General features: G+C 53.3%; 18 protein-coding genes. 17 read left to right on the top strand and 1 reads right to left on the bottom strand.

What is annotated here, in order from left to right:
• Positions 1-59 precede the first annotated feature (59 nt).
• Positions 60-3,722, bottom strand: coding sequence for a S8 family serine peptidase (locus KNP02_RS00690; protein WP_214706255.1), 3,663 nt, complete (start codon positions 3,720-3,722; stop codon positions 60-62).
• A gap of 329 nt (positions 3,723-4,051) precedes the next feature.
• On the opposite strand from KNP02_RS00690, the gene KNP02_RS00685 reads away from it, so the two are divergent.
• The 17 genes from KNP02_RS00685 (at position 4,052) to recO (ending at position 17,505) form a co-directional block, all read left to right on the top strand.
• Complete coding sequence (locus KNP02_RS00685; protein ID WP_034778130.1) at positions 4,052-4,696, top strand: class I SAM-dependent methyltransferase; 645 nt, start codon at positions 4,052-4,054, stop codon at positions 4,694-4,696.
• Positions 4,693-5,160 carry an S-ribosylhomocysteine lyase gene (locus KNP02_RS00680; protein WP_021065678.1) on the top strand — a complete coding sequence of 156 codons (468 nt, stop codon included), beginning with the start codon at positions 4,693-4,695 and terminating at the stop codon, positions 5,158-5,160. The genes KNP02_RS00685 and KNP02_RS00680 overlap by 4 nt, the downstream gene beginning before the upstream one ends.
• Complete coding sequence (locus tag KNP02_RS00675) at positions 5,161-6,099, top strand: PLP-dependent cysteine synthase family protein (protein WP_214706253.1); 939 nt, start codon at positions 5,161-5,163, stop codon at positions 6,097-6,099.
• The gene (locus KNP02_RS00670) at positions 6,065-7,222 is read left to right on the top strand and encodes a bifunctional cystathionine gamma-lyase/homocysteine desulfhydrase (protein WP_214706251.1); all 1,158 of its coding nucleotides are present in this window, start codon (positions 6,065-6,067) and stop codon (positions 7,220-7,222) included. The genes KNP02_RS00675 and KNP02_RS00670 overlap by 35 nt, the downstream gene beginning before the upstream one ends.
• Positions 7,223-7,353: 131 nt before the next feature.
• Positions 7,354-8,232 carry an EamA family transporter RarD gene (gene rarD, locus KNP02_RS00665; RefSeq protein WP_233004393.1) on the top strand — a complete coding sequence of 293 codons (879 nt, stop codon included), beginning with the start codon at positions 7,354-7,356 and terminating at the stop codon, positions 8,230-8,232.
• A gap of 91 nt (positions 8,233-8,323) precedes the next feature.
• The gene (deoC, locus tag KNP02_RS00660; protein WP_029595219.1) at positions 8,324-8,989 is read left to right on the top strand and encodes a deoxyribose-phosphate aldolase; all 666 of its coding nucleotides are present in this window, start codon (positions 8,324-8,326) and stop codon (positions 8,987-8,989) included.
• Positions 8,990-9,066: 77 nt separating this feature from the next.
• Positions 9,067-9,261: a 30S ribosomal protein S21 gene (rpsU, locus tag KNP02_RS00655; RefSeq protein ID WP_029334745.1), complete on the top strand. Its 195-nt coding sequence runs from the start codon at positions 9,067-9,069 to the stop codon at positions 9,259-9,261.
• A 33-nt stretch (positions 9,262-9,294) separates the two neighbouring features.
• Positions 9,295-9,744 carry a GatB/YqeY domain-containing protein gene (locus KNP02_RS00650; RefSeq protein WP_021065683.1) on the top strand — a complete coding sequence of 150 codons (450 nt, stop codon included), beginning with the start codon at positions 9,295-9,297 and terminating at the stop codon, positions 9,742-9,744.
• Between the two features lie 136 nt (positions 9,745-9,880).
• Positions 9,881-10,393, top strand: coding sequence for an NfeD family protein (locus KNP02_RS00645; RefSeq protein WP_214706247.1), 513 nt, complete (start codon positions 9,881-9,883; stop codon positions 10,391-10,393).
• On the top strand, positions 10,390-11,370 hold the full coding sequence (gene floA / locus KNP02_RS00640; protein WP_034778121.1) for a flotillin-like protein FloA: 981 nt from the start codon (positions 10,390-10,392) through the stop codon (positions 11,368-11,370). Before KNP02_RS00645 ends, floA begins: the two co-directional genes overlap by 4 nt.
• A gap of 5 nt (positions 11,371-11,375) precedes the next feature.
• Positions 11,376-11,816, top strand: a complete 441-nt coding sequence (locus KNP02_RS00635) for a hypothetical protein (protein ID WP_214706245.1) — start codon at positions 11,376-11,378, stop codon at positions 11,814-11,816.
• 134 nt (positions 11,817-11,950) lie between these two features.
• Complete coding sequence (locus tag KNP02_RS00630) at positions 11,951-12,907, top strand: PhoH family protein (protein ID WP_034779973.1); 957 nt, start codon at positions 11,951-11,953, stop codon at positions 12,905-12,907.
• An 18-nt stretch (positions 12,908-12,925) separates the two neighbouring features.
• Entirely contained in the window at positions 12,926-15,007 is a 2,082-nt protein-coding gene (locus KNP02_RS00625; protein ID WP_214706238.1) for an HD family phosphohydrolase, read from the top strand.
• Positions 14,985-15,461, top strand: a complete 477-nt coding sequence (ybeY, locus tag KNP02_RS00620) for an rRNA maturation RNase YbeY (protein WP_034778115.1) — start codon at positions 14,985-14,987, stop codon at positions 15,459-15,461. The genes KNP02_RS00625 and ybeY overlap by 23 nt, the downstream gene beginning before the upstream one ends.
• Positions 15,458-15,808 carry a diacylglycerol kinase family protein gene (locus KNP02_RS00615; RefSeq protein ID WP_034778113.1) on the top strand — a complete coding sequence of 117 codons (351 nt, stop codon included), beginning with the start codon at positions 15,458-15,460 and terminating at the stop codon, positions 15,806-15,808. Before ybeY ends, KNP02_RS00615 begins: the two co-directional genes overlap by 4 nt.
• Positions 15,809-15,843: 35 nt before the next feature.
• Entirely contained in the window at positions 15,844-16,752 is a 909-nt protein-coding gene (gene era / locus KNP02_RS00610) for a GTPase Era (protein ID WP_029595225.1), read from the top strand.
• Positions 16,753-16,755: 3 nt separating this feature from the next.
• The gene (recO, locus tag KNP02_RS00605; protein ID WP_034778111.1) at positions 16,756-17,505 is read left to right on the top strand and encodes a DNA repair protein RecO; all 750 of its coding nucleotides are present in this window, start codon (positions 16,756-16,758) and stop codon (positions 17,503-17,505) included.
• Positions 17,506-17,769: the final 264 nt, after the last annotated feature.

Genomic DNA, 17,769 nt, shown 5'->3' with positions numbered 1-17,769 from the left:
CGAGAGCTATCTTTTGTGGAAAGATAAAGGGCTCGCATCCAAGACGCGAGCCCTTCCACTTATTTTTTGACGAGTGTGATCGTCTTCGTCGTCACGTTACCGGCGAGGTCGGTCGCCTCGAACGTGAACGTGTTCTCACCTGACGTCACAGGAAGTGTGACCGTCTGTGTTTTCGCGAATGAACGCATCTCATACGGGGCTTTCAGCGCCTGGCTGAATTTCAAGTCACCGTTGACGACGAGTTTCACTTCGTCGAAGTTGTCTTTCACCGTCACAGCGACGTCGACCGACGTTTGTTTTTTACCGATCTTTTTCGGCAGTTTTCCAAGTTCGATGCTGGCTGGTGTCGTATCCACGAAAATCGCGCGTTGGAAGTTGGCGACGTTGCCTGCCGCATCTTCCGCGACGAACCGCAACTTATGGACACCGTCCGCGAACGTCCGCGTCGTGTTGAAGACGTGTTCTTTCTTCGCATCGTCCCATGTGAGCGGCACGTCAACACCGTCGACTTGGAACGACTGGATCGCAGATGCGTCTTGAATCGTTCCAGCGACCGGGACGACCGATGTCGCGTATGGCGTCAAAGCGAGCGGGGCGTTCACGAACACGCCAGGCTTATCCGCGTCTGTCGAGTAAGCGACCGTCTTCGTTGTGCTGTTGCCGGCGTGATCGACGACGCGAACGCTGACTTGATCGGCGTCACTGACGCCTGTGAACGTATAGGCTTTGCCATCAGTTTGCTTGGCGACAGATTTCCCGTTCAAGAAGTACTCGACCGAATGGATTCCAGAGAATTCATCTTTCGCTTGGACGGCCAAGCTGTCCCCTTGCCATTTCGTCGTGAACGTCGGATCCGTATAATCGACTTTGACCGGGAAGCGAAGCGTCTGTGCTTGTTTCTTCATGTAGTCGATGCTGCCTTCGATTTCATAGAAGTATTTGCCGGCCGGGGCTGGTTTGCCGTTCAACTGACCATCCCATGTGTAAGCGGCCGAGTAGTAATAAGGCGTGTTGGCACCGCCGTCAAAGTAGTTTTTACGAAGCTCTTCATCTTGGAACAACGTCCGGACGACATTACCTGACTCGTCGACGATGCGATACTTGACGTCCTTGGCGTTACGGAGCAACGAGAACACCGGAACGGCAGCATCTTTCGAGCCATCTTTGTCTGGTGAGAAGGCGATCGCGTCGGCATCGACAGACTTGTCAAGGTTCGAACCGAGATAGTTTCCTGTCTGGTCGACCATGCCTGATACTTCATAGAACGAGCCGTCTTCATAGATGGAGGCATCGAAGATCGGTGCCTTGCCCCAGTCTCCTTCGAAACCGACGAACGGTACGACGAGTGACGGGTTGCCCTCAGGACCGTTGACGTCCGTCAAGCGGACGAATCCATCGACGAAGTAACCGTTCTCGAAGACGTCTTTCGCCGGTACGAGGCCGTCGAGCGTTTTCGGATTGAGCACTTTCGCTTTCGAGACGTCGAGCGCGATTTTCAATTCAACTTTTTGATTTGGTTTCACTTTGACCGTGTGAACTTTTTTGCCATTCACCGTCACTTTTGCATTCTCGAGTGCTTGTGCTTCCATCGCGTTCTGAACGAGTCCAGCTGTCTGTTCGATGGCGAGGTCGGTCTGGAGTGACGAAGACACGTTATACGACACGGCCTTATCCGACAAGTTCTCGACGACGAGTGTGAACGTGGCTTTGCTGCGGTTCAATTCCTTGAGCGCGACTTTTGCTTCTTTCGTTTTCTTCTCGTACGCGATCGCTGGTGTCGAAACGGCAGCATGCAATTGCATGAGACCTGCTCCACCGCGACGTGGCGTGTACGGAAGGTTTTGTTGCAACTGTTTGTTGAGCGGTCCGATATCCGTGACAGCTTTTGACGTGTTGATAAGCAAGTTCTTCGCCATCGTGACACGTGCCGTGCCTGTCAAGTTGAAGTCGCGGTCAACGCGTTCGAGGACGAGGGCGGCTCCACCGGCAACGTGTGGTGCAGCCATCGATGTACCGCTCATCAAGCCGTACTGGTTATCGTTCAACGTCGAGAAGATCTGTCCGCCTGGTGCCGAGATCTCTGGTTTGAAGTCAAGGTTTGGCGTCATGCCCCATGATGTGAAGTTCGAGAGCTGACCGGCCGCACCGTTGACGACGCTGAGTCGATCGCCGGCAAAGCCGATTGTCATCTGTTCGCCCGCAAGGAGACGTTGTTGCAAGGCGTTTCCGTCCTTGATGCTGAGCGAGGCCATCGGGACTTGCGGGTTTGACAAGGCCATACTCACGTAGTCGCCGTGACCGACAGCACCGCGGACGATGACACCGGCCGCGCCGTTCGCTTCGGCCGTCTGCTGAATGTTCGAATAGAAGTAACTGCCGTCACGGACGGCGAGGACGATTTTCCCTTTGACATCTTTTCCGACGTACTGGCTCGGTTGCCCGTCGCCGACGTAAACGAGTTCATAGTCTCCTTGTGTAAAGGCGGGACCGTCTTGTTTTTTCCAACCGATTTTATCGGTGTTGTCGCCTGACTTGACCGAGAACGCGTCCAATTGGATTTGATCGTTCTCAAGCGATGCAACCGATGTCGATGCCGAGCTGACACTCGGGGCACCGACGACGCCCGTGTCCGGGTTGTTGGCGTATGGAAGGTCATAACCGTTCCCGAAGTAGGCCGAGTTCCCAGCCGAAATCGACATGAAGACACCGTTGTCGACGGCACGTTGGACGGCTTGTTGTTCCGGTGAGTCGGCGTCGACGAATCCGGCCGTTGATCCGAGACTCATGTTGATGACGTCCGCCCCAAGTTTGATGGCGTCATCGATGGCTTTAATGTAAATATCGCCATATGTCGAAGCGTAGTTCGGGTCGTTACTAAATACTTTGAGCCCAAGCACTTGTGCCTCAGGAGCGACACCTTTCAATCCACCCGCGGCTTCATCACCGTTAGCAGCGACGGTACCGGAGACGTGCATGCCGTGCATCGAGGCGCCAGGCGAATCGTCACGGATGTCATCGTTCTCATCATAATAGTTATAGGCATAAGGGACTTTCTCGTTTATGTAGGCTCCTGGCATGCCGAACGTGCTGACGGCCGTCTCGACTTCGGTTTGCGATAACTCAGCCTTCGAATCATCCGTAAGACGGAAGTCGCGATGGTCGGCGTCGACGCCTGTATCGATGACGGCGACGATCGTGCCTTCGCCCGTGAAGCCATAGTCGCCCCACGTCTGTTGCGATTGGACCATGCCGTTGCTCGTGACCATATCCGGTTTGACTTCTGGACGTTCGTACTCATTGACGACGTGGACGTGCGCAACTTCAGGTAACGCCTCGACTTTTTTGACATCTGTCGCTGTGAGCATCGTACTGAACCCGTTGAAGACGGTTGTGAACTCTTCAAGCGTCACGGCTTTAACGCCTTTTTTCGAGATGGCCGCTTTTGCTTTCTTTTGTTCGGCTTTGACGACCTTTTGGGCGCCATCTTTCTCGGTCTTCGTCAATTCATTGAATTTCTTGCCTTTCTTTTTCGCTTGATCGATTGCCGGGGCACCGACGAGTTCGACGACGACACGTAACTTCTCGTGTTTGTCCGTCGTGTTCACGCTTTGTTTGACGGACGGTTTGGCCAAGACCGGTTCGGCACCGAGACCGAGCAGGCCAGGGGTCAACGCGAGACATGTCGCGAGGGAGACGTTCAAATAAAATTTTGGTTGTGGCAATTTAGTATCCTCCAATCGTTTTTTGAAAAAATAAATCCATTTGTGGAAAATGATAGCGGATTTAAATCTAAAAATCCTCCTGTTTTTTAAACGGAAGGGTAATGAATTTTAACAAATTAAAAGATTCTGACAATTACTTTGGACCTATGTGCTCAAATTGGCATATAGGTCTTTTTCCAGTGTAGGCCTCCAATTCTCAAAAAAATGAAGTCTCTAAAACGAAATGAACAATTTACTTGAGATTTCTAGCGTAAGTTGATACAGTCTGTAGTAGATAAATCATATAAAACTTATCGATATAGTCGGAATAAAGATGATGGGGTGACAGAATGGGATTACAGTTCATGGACATTTTTAAGGAGTGGGCGTCGGAATATGACGCGGCCGTGACCGGACACGACGAACAATATCGCGAAGTATTCGCGGGGTACGAGACGATGCTCGGCGAGGTCGTCGACCAGTTAGAAGGCCGAGTGATGGAGTTCGGGATTGGGACGGGGAACTTAAGCGCAAGAATTCTAGAGAGGCACGACCTCATCCCTGTCGAACCGTCGCCAGAGATGCGGGCCGTCGCGGCTGAGAAGTTACAGCTCGATATCATTGACGGTGATTTTCTCAACTATCCGACGGACAAGTCCGTCGATACGATCGTGTCGTCGTATGCGTTCCATCATTTGACGGATGACGAGAAACGGACGGCGATTCGAAGTTACGTCGAACACCTCGACGCCCCGCGCTTCGTCTTGCTTGATACGATGTTCGCCTCGCAAACAGCGAAACGGGGCATCTTGGACTGGGCCGAAGCGAACGGCTATACCGATTTACTCGAGGATTTGAATCGAGAGTTTTATCCGTATACCCAGACGATTCAAGCGATGCTCGAAGCAAACGGCTATACGGTTACGCTCACGCAAAAAAATAAATTCGTCTGGCTCGTCGTGGCCACGAAACAATCAGGAGGAACTCAATCATGAAAAGTTATAAAGTCGAGAGCTTCAATTTAGACCATACAAAAGTACAAGCGCCTTACGTCCGTTTAGCCGGAGTGAAGAAAGGGACGGCCGATACGATTTATAAATATGACATTCGCTTCATTCAACCGAACGAAGGGCTCATGCCAATGCGGGCCGTCCACTCGCTCGAGCATTTGATCGCCGAGAACAGCCGCAGCCATTCGAATCAAATCATCGACGTCTCGCCGATGGGTTGCCAGACAGGCTTCTATTGGACGATGTTGAACGATGGGGATTACGAAGCGATGCTCGACCTCGTCGAAGCGACACTCCGCGACGCAGCAAATGCGACGGAGTTGCCGGCACAAAACCCAATTCAATGCGGGAGCGCGAACCATCACGATTTCGAAGGCGCGAAGAAGCTCGCGGCCGATATGCTTGCCAAGCGTGACGAGTGGCACATCATCTTCAAGGACGAAGCGTAAATGATTGTCCATAGCGTCTATGAATTGATTGGTGAGACGCCTCTGCTTGAGTTACGGACGTTGCCGGTACCTGCGGGCGTCAAAGTATACGGCAAGCTCGAGATGATGAATCCGGGCGGTAGCGTCAAGGACCGGCTCGGTCTGCAATTGATTGAACGGGCGCTTGAACGTGGACAACTTGAACGCGGGGGAACGGTCGTCGAACCGACGGCTGGGAACACCGGAATCGGGCTCGCGCTCGCCTGTCAACGACACGGCATCAAGTTGATGACCGTCACCCCGGAGAAGTTCAGTCAAGAGAAGCAGGCGCTCATGACGCTTTTCGGGGCGACCGTCGTCAACACGCCGACCGAACTTGGGATGAAAGGCGCCATCGCGCGGGCGAAAGAACTCGCCATCGAACATGACGCCTATGTGCCGGAACAGTTCTCGAACCCGGATAACCCGGACGCCTACGTCGACACGCTCGCGCTCGAGCTTCAGGCCGACCTTCCGAACATCGATGTGTTCATCGCCGGAGCCGGCTCAGGGGGGACGTTTACCGGTGTCGCGAGCAAATTGCGGCCGAACGGGACGAAGGCGATCGTCGTCGAACCGGTTGGGTCGATTATGAACGGGGGAGCTCCTGGCCCCCATAAGACAGAAGGAATTGGGGTCGAGGCGTGGCCGGCGTTCTTGCCGCACGACCTCGTCGACGGGATTTACACGATTACGGACGAAGAGGCGTTTTATTATGTCGCTCATCTCGCTAAACAAGAAGGCTTGCTCGTCGGAAGTTCATCCGGAGCGGCCATCGCGGCATGTGTTCAAGAAGCGGCGAAGATGACGGAAGGTGTCATCGTCACGATTTTACCGGACAGTGTCGAACGGTATTTAAGTCAAGGAATAGTCAAGGAGGCAGAATATGCGTACAAAAACAGCACTCATTCATGGCGGTAAAACGACGGATCCGTTAACGGGAGCCGTCACGCCACCGATTTATCAGACGAGCACGTACAAGCAAGACGGCATCGGCAATCTCCGGGACGGATATGAGTATTCGCGGACGGCCAACCCGACGCGGACGGCACTCGAGACGCTCATCGCCGATATCGAGGGCGGTGCTCGTGGATTCGCGTTCGGCTCCGGGATGGCAGCCATCTCGACGATTTTAATGTTAATGAAATCAGGGGACCACGTCATCGTCGGTTCTGACGTATATGGGGGAACGTACCGTGTATTCAATCGAGTATTTCAATCACTTGGCTTGGAGGCATCTTTTGTCGATACGGCCGATACGCAAGCGGTCCGTGAAGCGCTCCAACCGAACACGAAAATGATTTACGTCGAGACACCGACAAACCCGCTGTTGAACGTGACCGACATGCGCCTGATTCGCGCCATCGCTGACGAGGCGGACGTCCTGTTCGTCGTCGACAACACGTTCATGACCCCGTACTTCCAAAATCCGATTGAATTGGGGGCGGACTACGTGCTTCATAGCGCCACGAAATATTTGGGTGGCCATAGCGACGTCGTCGCTGGTCTCGTCGTCGCTCGGACGGAAGAACTCGGAGAGCGTCTCGCATTCCTTCAAAATTCAGTCGGCGCGGTACTCGGGCCGCAAGACAGCTTCCTCGTCGTCCGTGGCATCAAGACGCTCGCGGTCCGTATGGAAGCGATCGAGTCAAACGCGCTCGCGCTCGTCGACTACTTGACGAAGCATGAAGCCGTCAGCCGTGTCCTACATCCGAGTGTCGGCAGCGAAGAAGCGAAGCGGGTCCACTTGTCGCAGGCACGCGGCTTCGGTGGGATGATCGCCTTCGATGTCGGTTCAGCCGAAGCGGCCGAACTCGTCGTCGCGAAGACGAAGTTCTTCACGCTCGCCGAGAGTCTCGGCGCGGTCGAGAGCTTGATTAGCGTCCCGGCCCGGATGACGCATGCGTCAATCCCGGCGGAACGCCGTCTCGAGCTCGGAATTACGGACGGACTCGTCCGCATCTCCGTCGGTCTCGAAGATGTACAAGATTTGATTGAAGATTTGGAGCAAGCGCTCGCGACCGTGGCGACGATTCCGAACTAACATTCATAGTGATGCGAGGTGCGCTTGCGAGCGCACCTCTTTTGTCGTGGGCATGGCGAAAGAATTCGCTTGAATGTCCTAATCGCATCGACTACACTGACGATAATTGATTACGAGAGCGGGTGAACGGAGTGAACAAAGGCGTCATGCCGACGGTCGGAGCCTACGTCATGTGGGGCGTCCTACCGATTTATTGGAAGTTTTTACAGGAGATACCGAGCGGACAAATCTTGGCCCATCGAATCGTCTGGTCGTTTCTCTTCATCTTACTCGTCTTGAAATGGACGAAGCAGTGGACCGAGTTCAACTATGCGCTCCGGCACCGGGCGACGCGGAACGCCTTCATGTTGAACGGCTTCATCGTCAGCGCCAACTGGTTCGTGTACATATGGGCGGTCAATCACGGCTATATCATCGAGGCGTCACTTGGCTATTACATCAATCCGCTCGTCAGCATGGTGTTAGGTGTGCTTGTTTTTCGGGAATCATTAAACCGAGTCCAATGGCTCGCGGTGACGGTGGCGGCGATCGGTGTGCTCGTTTTGACGTTCGGGTATGGGTCGTTCCCGTGGATCGCCTTCATTCTGGCCAGTACGTTCGGATTTTACGGCATGGTGAAGAAACGCCGACCGCTTGCCTCGACGGTCAGTCTCGGGATTGAGACGCTCGCGGTCGTGCCGGTCGCTATCATTTTCTTAGGTTGGCAGACGTCACAGGGCGGATTGACGATGACGACCGAACCGGTCATTTGGGTCGCCTTGATCGGGACAGGCGTGATGACGGCGTTGCCGCTTCTTTTGTTCGGGTACGGGGCGCAACATATCCCGTTCACGCTTGTCGGGTTTCTTCAATTCATCGCACCGACGCTCAGTCTCGCGATCGGGGTCATCCTCTATAATGAGCCGTTCACGGGTTATCACATTTTTGCGTTCACGTGCATCTGGATTGCGATTTTCTTCTTTAGTTGGAACAGCTGGATTCAGACACGAAAACGTCGTCAACTCGTCTGAATTGAAAGCTGTTACATTTCAAGAAAACATGATAATATGTTAGATGTCAGACCTATATGTCAGACCGATACATCAGAGGAGGAATTTTACGATGGAATTAGCACGTTATATCGACCACACAGCCTTGAAGGCAGAAACAACGAAAGATCAAGTCACGAAACTTTGTGCCGAGGCGCTCGAATACAAATTCGCAAGCGTCTGTGTCAACCCGACATGGGTGAAGTACGCGGCGGAACAACTCAAATCAGATGACGACGTCAAAGTATGTACGGTCATCGGGTTCCCACTCGGAGCCAACACGCCAGAAGTGAAAGCGTTCGAAACAAAAGACGCGATTGCCAACGGTGCAGATGAAATTGACATGGTCATCAACATCGGCGCCATGAAAGACGGCGACTTCGATCTCGTCGAACGCGATATCCGCGCTGTCGTCGAAGCGGCAAACGGGACGCTCGTCAAAGTCATCTTTGAGACGTGCCTCCTTACAAAAGAAGAAATCAAAAAAGCGGCTGAACTTTCAGTCAAAGCAGGTGCAGACTTCGTGAAAACGTCGACTGGCTTCTCAACAGGCGGCGCGACGGTAGAAGATATCCGCCTCATGCGTGAGACGGTCGGACCAGATCTCGGTGTCAAAGCTTCAGGCGGCGTACGTGATTTCGAAGGCGCACAAGCGATGATCGATGCCGGCGCGACGCGCATCGGCGCATCAGCTGGAATCGCCATCGTCACAGGCGGACGTTCAGATAGCGACTATTAATAACTAGTGGTTGACCGCACGACTTACTTTCACTATAATATGTTATGACGTGTGAAACACGTTTCCTTAGTCGTGTAATTCGGAGGGAGGGAAAACTAGTGGAAACTCGTGTCCGTAAAAACGAATCGCTTGAAGACGCTCTTCGTCGTTTCAAACGCGGTGTTTCGAAAGATGGCACTCTTGCCGAAGTTCGCAAACGTCGTCACTACGAAAAGCCAAGCGTAAAACGCAAATTGAAATCAGAAGCTGCGCGTAAGCGTAAGAAATTCTAATTTCAGTTTCATTTGTAGAGAGGGTGTTAGCTCATGAGTCTTCAAGAACGCTTGACGGACGACATGAAGCAAGCCATGCGCGCAAAACAGAAAGATCGTCTTACGACGATCCGAATGGTCAAAGCGTCGCTCCAAAATGAGGCCATCAAATTTGGTCGACAAGATCTTACTGAGGAAGAGGAACTCACGGTGCTCAACCGAGAGATGAAACAGCGCAGAGACTCCCTCCGAGAATTCGAAAGCGCTGGTCGTGAAGACCTTGCATCTAAAGTAGCTGACGAGATTGTCGTACTAGAGGCCTATATGCCTGAACAACTTTCTGAAGATGAAGTCACGGCGATCGTGAAAGCAGCTATTGCTCAAACGAATGCCACAGGCCCGTCAGATATGGGTAAGGTGATGGGCGTCGTCATGCCTCAAGTTAAAGGCAAGGCAGACGGTGGTCTTGTGAACCGCATTGTCAAACAACAATTGACGAATTAATGAAAGAGACAGGAGCTTTTGGGTCAAACCAAAAGTTTCTGTCTTTTTTTGCGTATTCTGAAACCACAAGCAAACTTGTTTCGTATACACTAGAGATAAGAGGTAGCTTGTGAACTCGGAAGGGGGTTGCAATACGATGACATTTGGTCTCGGAGTGATTCTGACGGTGTTTTTTGTCGGGATCGTCCTTCTAGGAATTGAAGTGTTCGTTGCCGGTTTTGGATTTTTCGGCGTGCTAGGGATCGGGGCGGTCGTCGCCAGTTTGATTATGGCGGGCGCCACGATCGGGCAACTATGGTTGTCGCTCGGTTTAGCCACGGCCATCGTCGCTGGACTCGGATTTTGGGCATATCGTCGCCTGCAGTCCAATCGTTCGCTCATGTATAAAGGGTTGATTTTGACCGATTCGACGTCATCAGACAAAGGGTATCTGTCACACGATGACCGCAAACGGTTGCTCGGGAAAGTCGGGGTCACATTGACGCCGCTGCGCCCGGCGGGTACCGCTGAGATTGACGGAGAACGGATTGATGTCGTGACAGAAGGTAGCTATCTCGATTCGCAAACGAAAATTCAGGTGTATAAAGTCGATTCAGGGCGCGTTGTCGTCCGTAGCTTTATAGAGCCGAAGGAGGATGTAACAGAATGACACCAGAACTATTGACCACGTTACTCATCTCAGGTGGAGGATTGATTGCGCTCGCCGTATTCTTCACGTTCGTCCCGGTCGGGCTGTGGATCAGCTCGTTCGCCGCTGGCGTCCACGTCTCGATTTTCACATTGATCGGGATGCGACTCCGTCGCGTCGTCCCATCGAAAATCGTCAACCCGCTCATCAAAGCGGTCAAAGCCGGTATTGGCTTAAATACGAACCAGCTCGAGAGTCACTTCTTGGCTGGGGGTAACGTTGACCGTGTCGTCAACGCCTTGATTGCGGCCCACCGTGCCGATATCGAATTGTCGTTTGAACGTGCCGCAGCAATCGACCTTGCCGGCCGAAACGTGTTAGAGGCTGTTCAAATGTCCGTCAACCCGAAAGTCATCGAAACGCCGTTCATCGCCGGTGTGGCCATGGACGGGATTGAAGTGAAAGCGAAAGCCCGGATCACGGTTCGTGCCAACATCGACCGTCTTGTCGGGGGTGCCGGAGAAGAAACGATTATCGCCCGTGTAGGTGAAGGGGTCGTCTCGACGATCGGTTCGCAACATAACCATAAACACGTTTTGGAAAATCCGGATATGATTTCACGTACCGTATTGACGAAAGGTCTTGATTCAGGGACCGCGTTTGAAATCTTGTCCATCGATATCGCCGACATTGATATCGGTAAAAACATCGGAGCGGTCCTTCAGACAGACCAAGCCGAGGCTGATAAGAAAATCGCGCAAGCGAAAGCGGAGGAACGCCGCGCGATGGCGATCGCCCGTGAGCAAGAGATGAAGTCATCAGTCGAAGAGATGCGCGCGAAAGTTGTCGCAGCCGAGGCTGAAGTCCCGCTTGCGATGGCAGATGCGCTTCGCCACGGTAAGCTCGGTGTCATGGACTACGTCAACTACTTGAACGTCCAAGCCGATACAGAAATGCGTAAAGCGATCGGTCACCCAGTCGAATCTGACAAAGAGTGATCGGGATGGATGGACTTTGGGTACTACTCCTCGCCGCATTCGGGATCGCTTCGGCGGTCATGAAGCGGATGGAGAAATCATCTTCTACTGGAGAACGGCCGCCGAGTACGGATTTGAAACGCTATCTCGATACGGTCGGTGACATGATGAAAGAAGTCGAGGCGACATTTGACGAGCCGCGCGATGGCAAGGAAAAACCGACGCCGCAAAAACTGCGTCGTCGTGTCGCTGCCCCAGCTGAATCAAGAGAGTCTCAACCGCCGCGTCGGCGGGAAGAATTACCGCACGTGAGTGCGCAGTTCGAACAGACGGTCAAGATTCCGCCGATTTCGGAGGCAACCGAGTCGCGGCCGCAACCGCAACCGCGCATGTCGATGAAGCAAGTTCGGCAAGCTGTCGTTTGGAGTGAAATTTTGCAGCCGCCGGTGTCGAAACGCCGTCGCTAAGCCTGAAGCAGTGACATTGAGTCACTGCTTCTTTTTGTGGCCAAAACGGACGGTCTTTCTTTCACGAACGGCTTGATAGTGCTAAAGTAAAGAAGGAACAATCTACTGATGGGGAGGAGAAACAACCATTGATTATGACTGATAAGATACCGTTCGTCATGGAACATGCGAACGAAGCACAGGCACTCCTCGGGCCGAAAGACGAGGTCTTTCACGCTATCGAGGCAGAACTCGCGGTCGCACTCACTCCTCGTGGAGAAGAATTGATCATTCAGGCCGATACTGCTGACACACTTGAATTGACGAAAACCGTCATCAAGACGCTACAACAGCTTGTCAAAAAAGGGGCTCGCTTGAACGAGAGTGATGCCATCAGCGTGATTCAACATATCAAGGTCGGCAAAGGCGATGAACTGCTCGAGCATTATGAGCGGGTCGTCTTCACGACGAACAAAGGCAAACCGATCCGGGCGAAGACAGTCGGACAAAGCCGCTACGTTCGTGCCATTGAAAAACGCGATCTTGTCTTCGGAATCGGGCCGGCCGGGACCGGAAAGACCTATCTGGCCGTCGTTTTGGCAGCACGGGCATTGAAAGAAGGACAAGTCAAACGTATTATTTTGACGCGTCCAGCCGTCGAAGCAGGGGAAAACTTGGGTTTCTTGCCAGGTGACTTGAAAGAGAAAGTCGATCCATACTTACGTCCGCTCTATGACGCCTTGTTTGACGTCTATGGCGTCGAGCAGACGAATCGGTTGCTCGAACGTGGCACAATCGAAGTCGCCCCGCTCGCCTATATGCGAGGACGCACGCTTGAAGATGCGTTCGTCATTTTAGATGAGGCGCAGAACACGACGAAAGAGCAGATGAAAATGTTCTTGACGCGACTCGGTTTCGGGTCGAAAATGGTCGTCACCGGCGACTTGACGCAAGTGGATTTACCTAAAGGGAAGGCGTCAGGTCTTCAAGAGGCGTTACACCTGCTCGAGCGAGTCGAAGGGATTCATTTCGAACACTTCACGTCGTCCGATGTCGTTCGACATCCGCTCGTCAAGAAAATTATTAACGCCTATAGTACCGAACTCACATAACAAAAAGGGGGGGCACTGATGCAGCAAGCACGTCATTGGACGGTCGCGACAATCTCCGTCCTCTTTTTTCTCATTCTAGGCGCGATTCTCTATTTTACGGTGCGCCCATCGATTATTAGCGTCGAACCGCTCGGGATTGCCGAACAGGATATCCGCTCGCCCATCACGGTCGAGGACCGAACGGCGACGGAACGGTTGCAACAAGAAGCCGTCAATGGCGTCGGTAGTCAATTTTCGCTCCGACGCGAGTTTGCCGATCAACAAATCGCCAAAGTCGAGCAATTGTTCGCGGCGTTCGAGGAGACGGGAGAAGAGACCGAACTCTCGGATATTAAGAACCGGTTGAACTCGACCGAAGTGAATGGCTTTCTCGGTGACGACGAGTTGAATCTGTTGCTCGAGGCGACTGAGAACACGCGTCGTACGGTCGAAGACGTCACCGTGACGGCGCTCCAAGAAGTAATGGGCAACCGCATCGAGACGAGCTCACAGTCGATCTCAGAAGCGAGAGACCGGGCCGAGACGCTCGTCGACCAATCCCCGCTCTCACTCGAGTTCCGGGCCATCGCCAACAGCCTGAGCGATCAATTGATCGTCCCGAACTACGTGTTCGACTCTGAGGCGACGCGCGAGAAAGAACAACAGGCGCTCGACGCGGTCGAGCCGGTCATCATCCAAGAAGGACAATTGCTCGTCAATCAAGGCGAGGTCGTGACACGTGAGATTTATCGGAAGCTCGAATTGACCGGTGCGATCGACCCGAACCGTTCGTTCGCACCGCTGTTCGGGGCTTACTTACTGAGCGGACTGTTGACGACCGGATTTCTGTTCATGTTGATCCGGTCGAAGATTCAACAGTTGTTGCTTCGTCCTAAAATTTTGATTACCGTGTACGGGTTGTTACTGCTTCAACTCGGCATCTTTTTCGGGGTCGGCTATATCGGCATCGAGTTTACGACGTACGCATACGTGCTCGCCCCGACGGCGTTCGTTGTCCTCTTGCTCCGTATCCTTGTCGATGAGCGGGTCGCGCTCGCCTCGGCACTCATTACGATGATCGCCGGATCGATCGTGGCGAGTTTCGGGCAAAACACGAGCTTCATGACGGTCGTCTATTTTGCGACCGGTAGTTTCCTGGCTGTCTTCCTCGTCGAACCAAAGATTCAGCGGAAACGGTTATTCTTGTCAGGTGTCTTGCTCGGCATCATCAACATCATTATGGTGCTCGCGCTCTTGTTCCTGCGTAACACGGTAGTGACATGGGAGATGGTCGCGTATCTGTCAGGCTTCGCGATCACGAGTGCCCTGTTATCAATCGTGCTCACGTTCGGCTTCCTGCCGTTCCTCGAGCCGTGGTTCGGCGTCTTGTCATCGGGTCGCTTAATCGAATTGATGAGCCCGACGCACCCGCTGTTGCGGAAATTGTTGATGGAGGCACCGGGTACGTATCATCACAGCATGATGGTCGCCAACCTGGCTGAATCGGCTTGCGAGGCGATCGGCGCCGACGGACTGCTCGCACGGGTCGCTAGTTATTACCATGATCTTGGGAAGACCGAGCGGCCGCTCCACTTCATCGAGAACCAACAGAGCGGCGTCAACCCGCACGACCGGCTCACGCCGGAAGAATCGGCCGACATCATCATGGCCCATCCGTATGACGGTGCTGATCTGTTGCGCCGCTACAAGCTACCGAAAGAAATCATCGATATCGCCGAGCAACATCACGGCACGTCATTGTTGAAGTTCTTTTATGTGAAAGCGAAAGAGACACGAGATGTCACTGAGTCGCGCTTCCGTTACCCGGGACCGAAACCGCAGACACGCGAGGCGGCGGTCGTCATGATCGTCGATTCGATTGAGGCGGCGGTAAGGTCACAGAAGCAGCCGACACCAGAACGGATCCGGCAGCTCGTCAGCGCGATCATCCGTGACAAGTTGCAAGACGGACAGTTCGAAGACTGCGAGTTGACGACGAAAGAAGTATGGCGGGTCGGGGAGAGCGCGTGTGAGACGTTGACCGGCTTGTTCCATGAACGGATCGAGTACCCAGAACTGAAGAAAGAAGGCGAATTACATGCAAATCATTTCGAACGATGAGCACGGGTTGTTGACCGATGCTCAAGTCGAGCTCGTCGAATCTATTTTGATGCACGCAGCGCTCGAAGAGGACATTGAAGAACCGAGCGAACTGTCGGTCACCTTTTTGACGAACGACGAGATTCAAGCAATCAATCGGGAATGGCGCGGGAAAGATGCGCCGACCGACGTGATCAGTTTTGCTTTTGACGAGATGGGCGAAGAAGAGATGGATTTCATGCTCGATGAAGACGAGCCTCGTCTCCTTGGCGATTTACTCATCTCGGTCGAGCGTTGCCGCGAACAGGCGGCCGACTATGGCCACTCGTTCGAACGAGAACTCGGATTTTTGGCCATTCATGGCTTCTTACATCTCCTCGGCTATGATCACATGACGCCTGAGGAAGAAGCGGAGATGACGGCGCGCCAAGAACAAGTGCTCGCTCACTTCGAGCTGAAACGAGGCGAAGTGTGAAACCGTTCTGGTTCGCCGTGCACGGCATCGTGCACGCAGTGCGGACCGAACGCAACATGCTGATTCATCTCGCATCGAGCCTGCTCGTCGTCGTATTTGCCTGGTGGCTCCCAACGACGAAACTCGAGAACTTGATTCTGTTCGGTTGGGTCGTACTCGTCATCGCGCTCGAGCTGATGAACACGGCAGTCGAGCGCACGGTCGACCTCGTCACGAAAGACATCAAACCGTTAGCGAAGCAAGCGAAAGACGTCGCAGCCGGATCAGTGCTCGTTGCCGCCATCGGGGCCGCCATCACGGCACTTTTCATTTTTGGCCCTTATGTAATCGACAAATTCGTTATATGATTGAACGTATTGGAAATTTAGAAAGCAGGTGCACTATGTATCAAGAAGATTTTAAATCAGGGTTTGTGTCCATCATCGGTCGTCCAAACGTCGGGAAATCGACGTTCTTGAATCGGGTCATCGGACAAAAGATTGCCATCATGTCAGACAAGCCGCAGACGACGCGCAACAAGGTCCAAGGTGTATATACGACGGATGATTCGCAAATCATCTTTATCGACACGCCAGGGATTCATAAGCCGAAACACCGCCTCGGCGATTTCATGATGAAAGTCGCGACGAACGCACTCCGTGAAGTCGACGCGATCCTCTTCATGGTCAACGTCACGGAACCGCGCGGCGCCGGCGATGAGTTCATCATCGAGAAGTTAAAAGGGCTCGATACGCCAATCATCCTCGTCATGAACAAAATCGATTTGATTCATCCGGACGAGATTCCGGCTGTCATCGAGCAGTATACGAACCAACTCGATTTCGCGGCGTACGTCCCGATCTCGGCACTTCAAGGCAATAACGTCGAACCGCTCCTTAAAGAAATCAAAAAGTTGCTCCCGGAAGGACCGATGTATTACCCGGCCGACCAAGTGACAGACCACCCGGAACGGTTCATCATCTCTGAATTGATTCGCGAGAAAGTGCTCCATAAGACGCGTGATGAAGTGCCGCACTCAATCGCGGTCGCCATCGAATCGATCAAGAAACGGGAAAACTCGGAAATGATTGATGTCGAGGCCGTAATCATGGTCGAGCGTGATTCGCAAAAAGGAATCGTCATCGGCAAAAAAGGTGCGATGCTCCGCGAAATCGGGACAGAAGCACGCCACGACATCGAGGCGCTCCTCGGGACAAAAGTGTATTTGAACCTATGGGTGAAAGTGCAAAAAGATTGGCGTAACAAGATGGGCCAACTCCGCGACCTCGGTTTCCGCGACGACGAGTATTAAGCCATGTTGCAAAAGGTCACGGGAATCGTCATTCGGACGGTCAATTACGGGGAGTCGAACAAAGTCGTCACGTTGTTCACCGAAGAACTCGGGAAAGTCGCCGTCATGGCGCGCGGTGCGAAAAAGCCGGGCAGTCGCTTGCATGCGTCGAGCCAGCCTTTCGTCGAGGCGGTGTATATTTTCCCGGCGAGCCGTGGCCTCGGTCAACTGAAGTCGTCGGATGTGATCACGTCCTATCCGGAAATCCGGAAAGACGTCGAGCGCATGGCGTACGCCATGTACTGGCTCGAGCTCGTCGACCGCACCGTCGAGGACCGGGTGCCGAACCGCCCGCTCTATCGCATCTTGAACGACGCCCTGCAGGCGCTCAATGCAGGGATGGACCCGGATGTGATCACGCACCACTTTGAACTGCGCATTTTGCACTTGCTCGGGGTCGCACCCGTTTTGACCGGGTGCATCCGTTGCAACGATGTGACCGACCCGATGTATTTTTCAGTGGCGGCCGGTGGTTTTCTTTGCTCGCGTCACCAAGAAGAAGGGTCGGCCCGCATGAGCGAACGTCTAGCGAAGCTCCTCTATTTGATGAGCCGACACGAGCTGTCCGAATTCAGTAACGTCCCGCTCACAAAAGAGACGCGGATTCTGCTCAGGCAGCTGTTCGACGCCTATATGGAATCATACAGTGGCTTGCGGCTGAAGACGAAACGTGTCCTCGATCAAATGCAGCGCCTTTACTTGAACGACGATTGACTTTTTCGACAAGATTCGATACCATAATCTACGATTAGACAAATGAAATAGCGTGCGCAATGAAGGAAACGAGTAGCTTTTACGCCATGGGTACAGCGAGTTCGGGGAGGTGGGAGCCGAACGCCAGGGGGAAGTGAATGGCAATTCCGGAGCGCCCACAATCCAAAGAGTGGCCTCATCTCGAGGCAAGTAGGGTGGAACCGCGGGTAATCCCGTCCCTATGTGCATGGCACATAGGGGCGTTTTTTGTCGTTTCAATACTTT

Source organism: Exiguobacterium sp. s40, assembly GCF_018617905.1.
Lineage (GTDB): Bacteria > Bacillota > Bacilli > Exiguobacteriales > Exiguobacteriaceae > Exiguobacterium > Exiguobacterium mexicanum_A.
The sequence above is the reverse complement of the archived record's forward strand: the minus strand, read 5'-3'. Positions and strand labels throughout refer to the sequence as shown.

What these genes read in the sequence shown, in the direction of transcription:
- KNP02_RS00685 (WP_034778130.1), top strand. Translation starts at nt 4,052, where the DNA reads ATGGGATTACAGTTCATGGACATTTTTAAGGAGTGGGCGTCGGAATAT.
- KNP02_RS00680 (WP_021065678.1), top strand. Translation starts at nt 4,693, where the DNA reads ATGAAAAGTTATAAAGTCGAGAGCTTCAATTTAGACCATACAAAAGTA.
- KNP02_RS00675 (WP_214706253.1), top strand. Translation starts at nt 5,161, where the DNA reads ATGATTGTCCATAGCGTCTATGAATTGATTGGTGAGACGCCTCTGCTT.
- KNP02_RS00670 (WP_214706251.1), top strand. Translation starts at nt 6,065, where the DNA reads ATGCGTACAAAAACAGCACTCATTCATGGCGGTAAAACGACGGATCCG.
- deoC (WP_029595219.1), top strand. Translation starts at nt 8,324, where the DNA reads ATGGAATTAGCACGTTATATCGACCACACAGCCTTGAAGGCAGAAACA.
- KNP02_RS00650 (WP_021065683.1), top strand. Translation starts at nt 9,295, where the DNA reads ATGAGTCTTCAAGAACGCTTGACGGACGACATGAAGCAAGCCATGCGC.
- KNP02_RS00645 (WP_214706247.1), top strand. Translation starts at nt 9,881, where the DNA reads ATGACATTTGGTCTCGGAGTGATTCTGACGGTGTTTTTTGTCGGGATC.
- floA (WP_034778121.1), top strand. Translation starts at nt 10,390, where the DNA reads ATGACACCAGAACTATTGACCACGTTACTCATCTCAGGTGGAGGATTG.
- KNP02_RS00635 (WP_214706245.1), top strand. Translation starts at nt 11,376, where the DNA reads ATGGATGGACTTTGGGTACTACTCCTCGCCGCATTCGGGATCGCTTCG.
- KNP02_RS00630 (WP_034779973.1), top strand. Translation starts at nt 11,951, where the DNA reads ATGACTGATAAGATACCGTTCGTCATGGAACATGCGAACGAAGCACAG.
- KNP02_RS00625 (WP_214706238.1), top strand. Translation starts at nt 12,926, where the DNA reads ATGCAGCAAGCACGTCATTGGACGGTCGCGACAATCTCCGTCCTCTTT.
- ybeY (WP_034778115.1), top strand. Translation starts at nt 14,985, where the DNA reads ATGCAAATCATTTCGAACGATGAGCACGGGTTGTTGACCGATGCTCAA.
- era (WP_029595225.1), top strand. Translation starts at nt 15,844, where the DNA reads ATGTATCAAGAAGATTTTAAATCAGGGTTTGTGTCCATCATCGGTCGT.
- recO (WP_034778111.1), top strand. Translation starts at nt 16,756, where the DNA reads ATGTTGCAAAAGGTCACGGGAATCGTCATTCGGACGGTCAATTACGGG.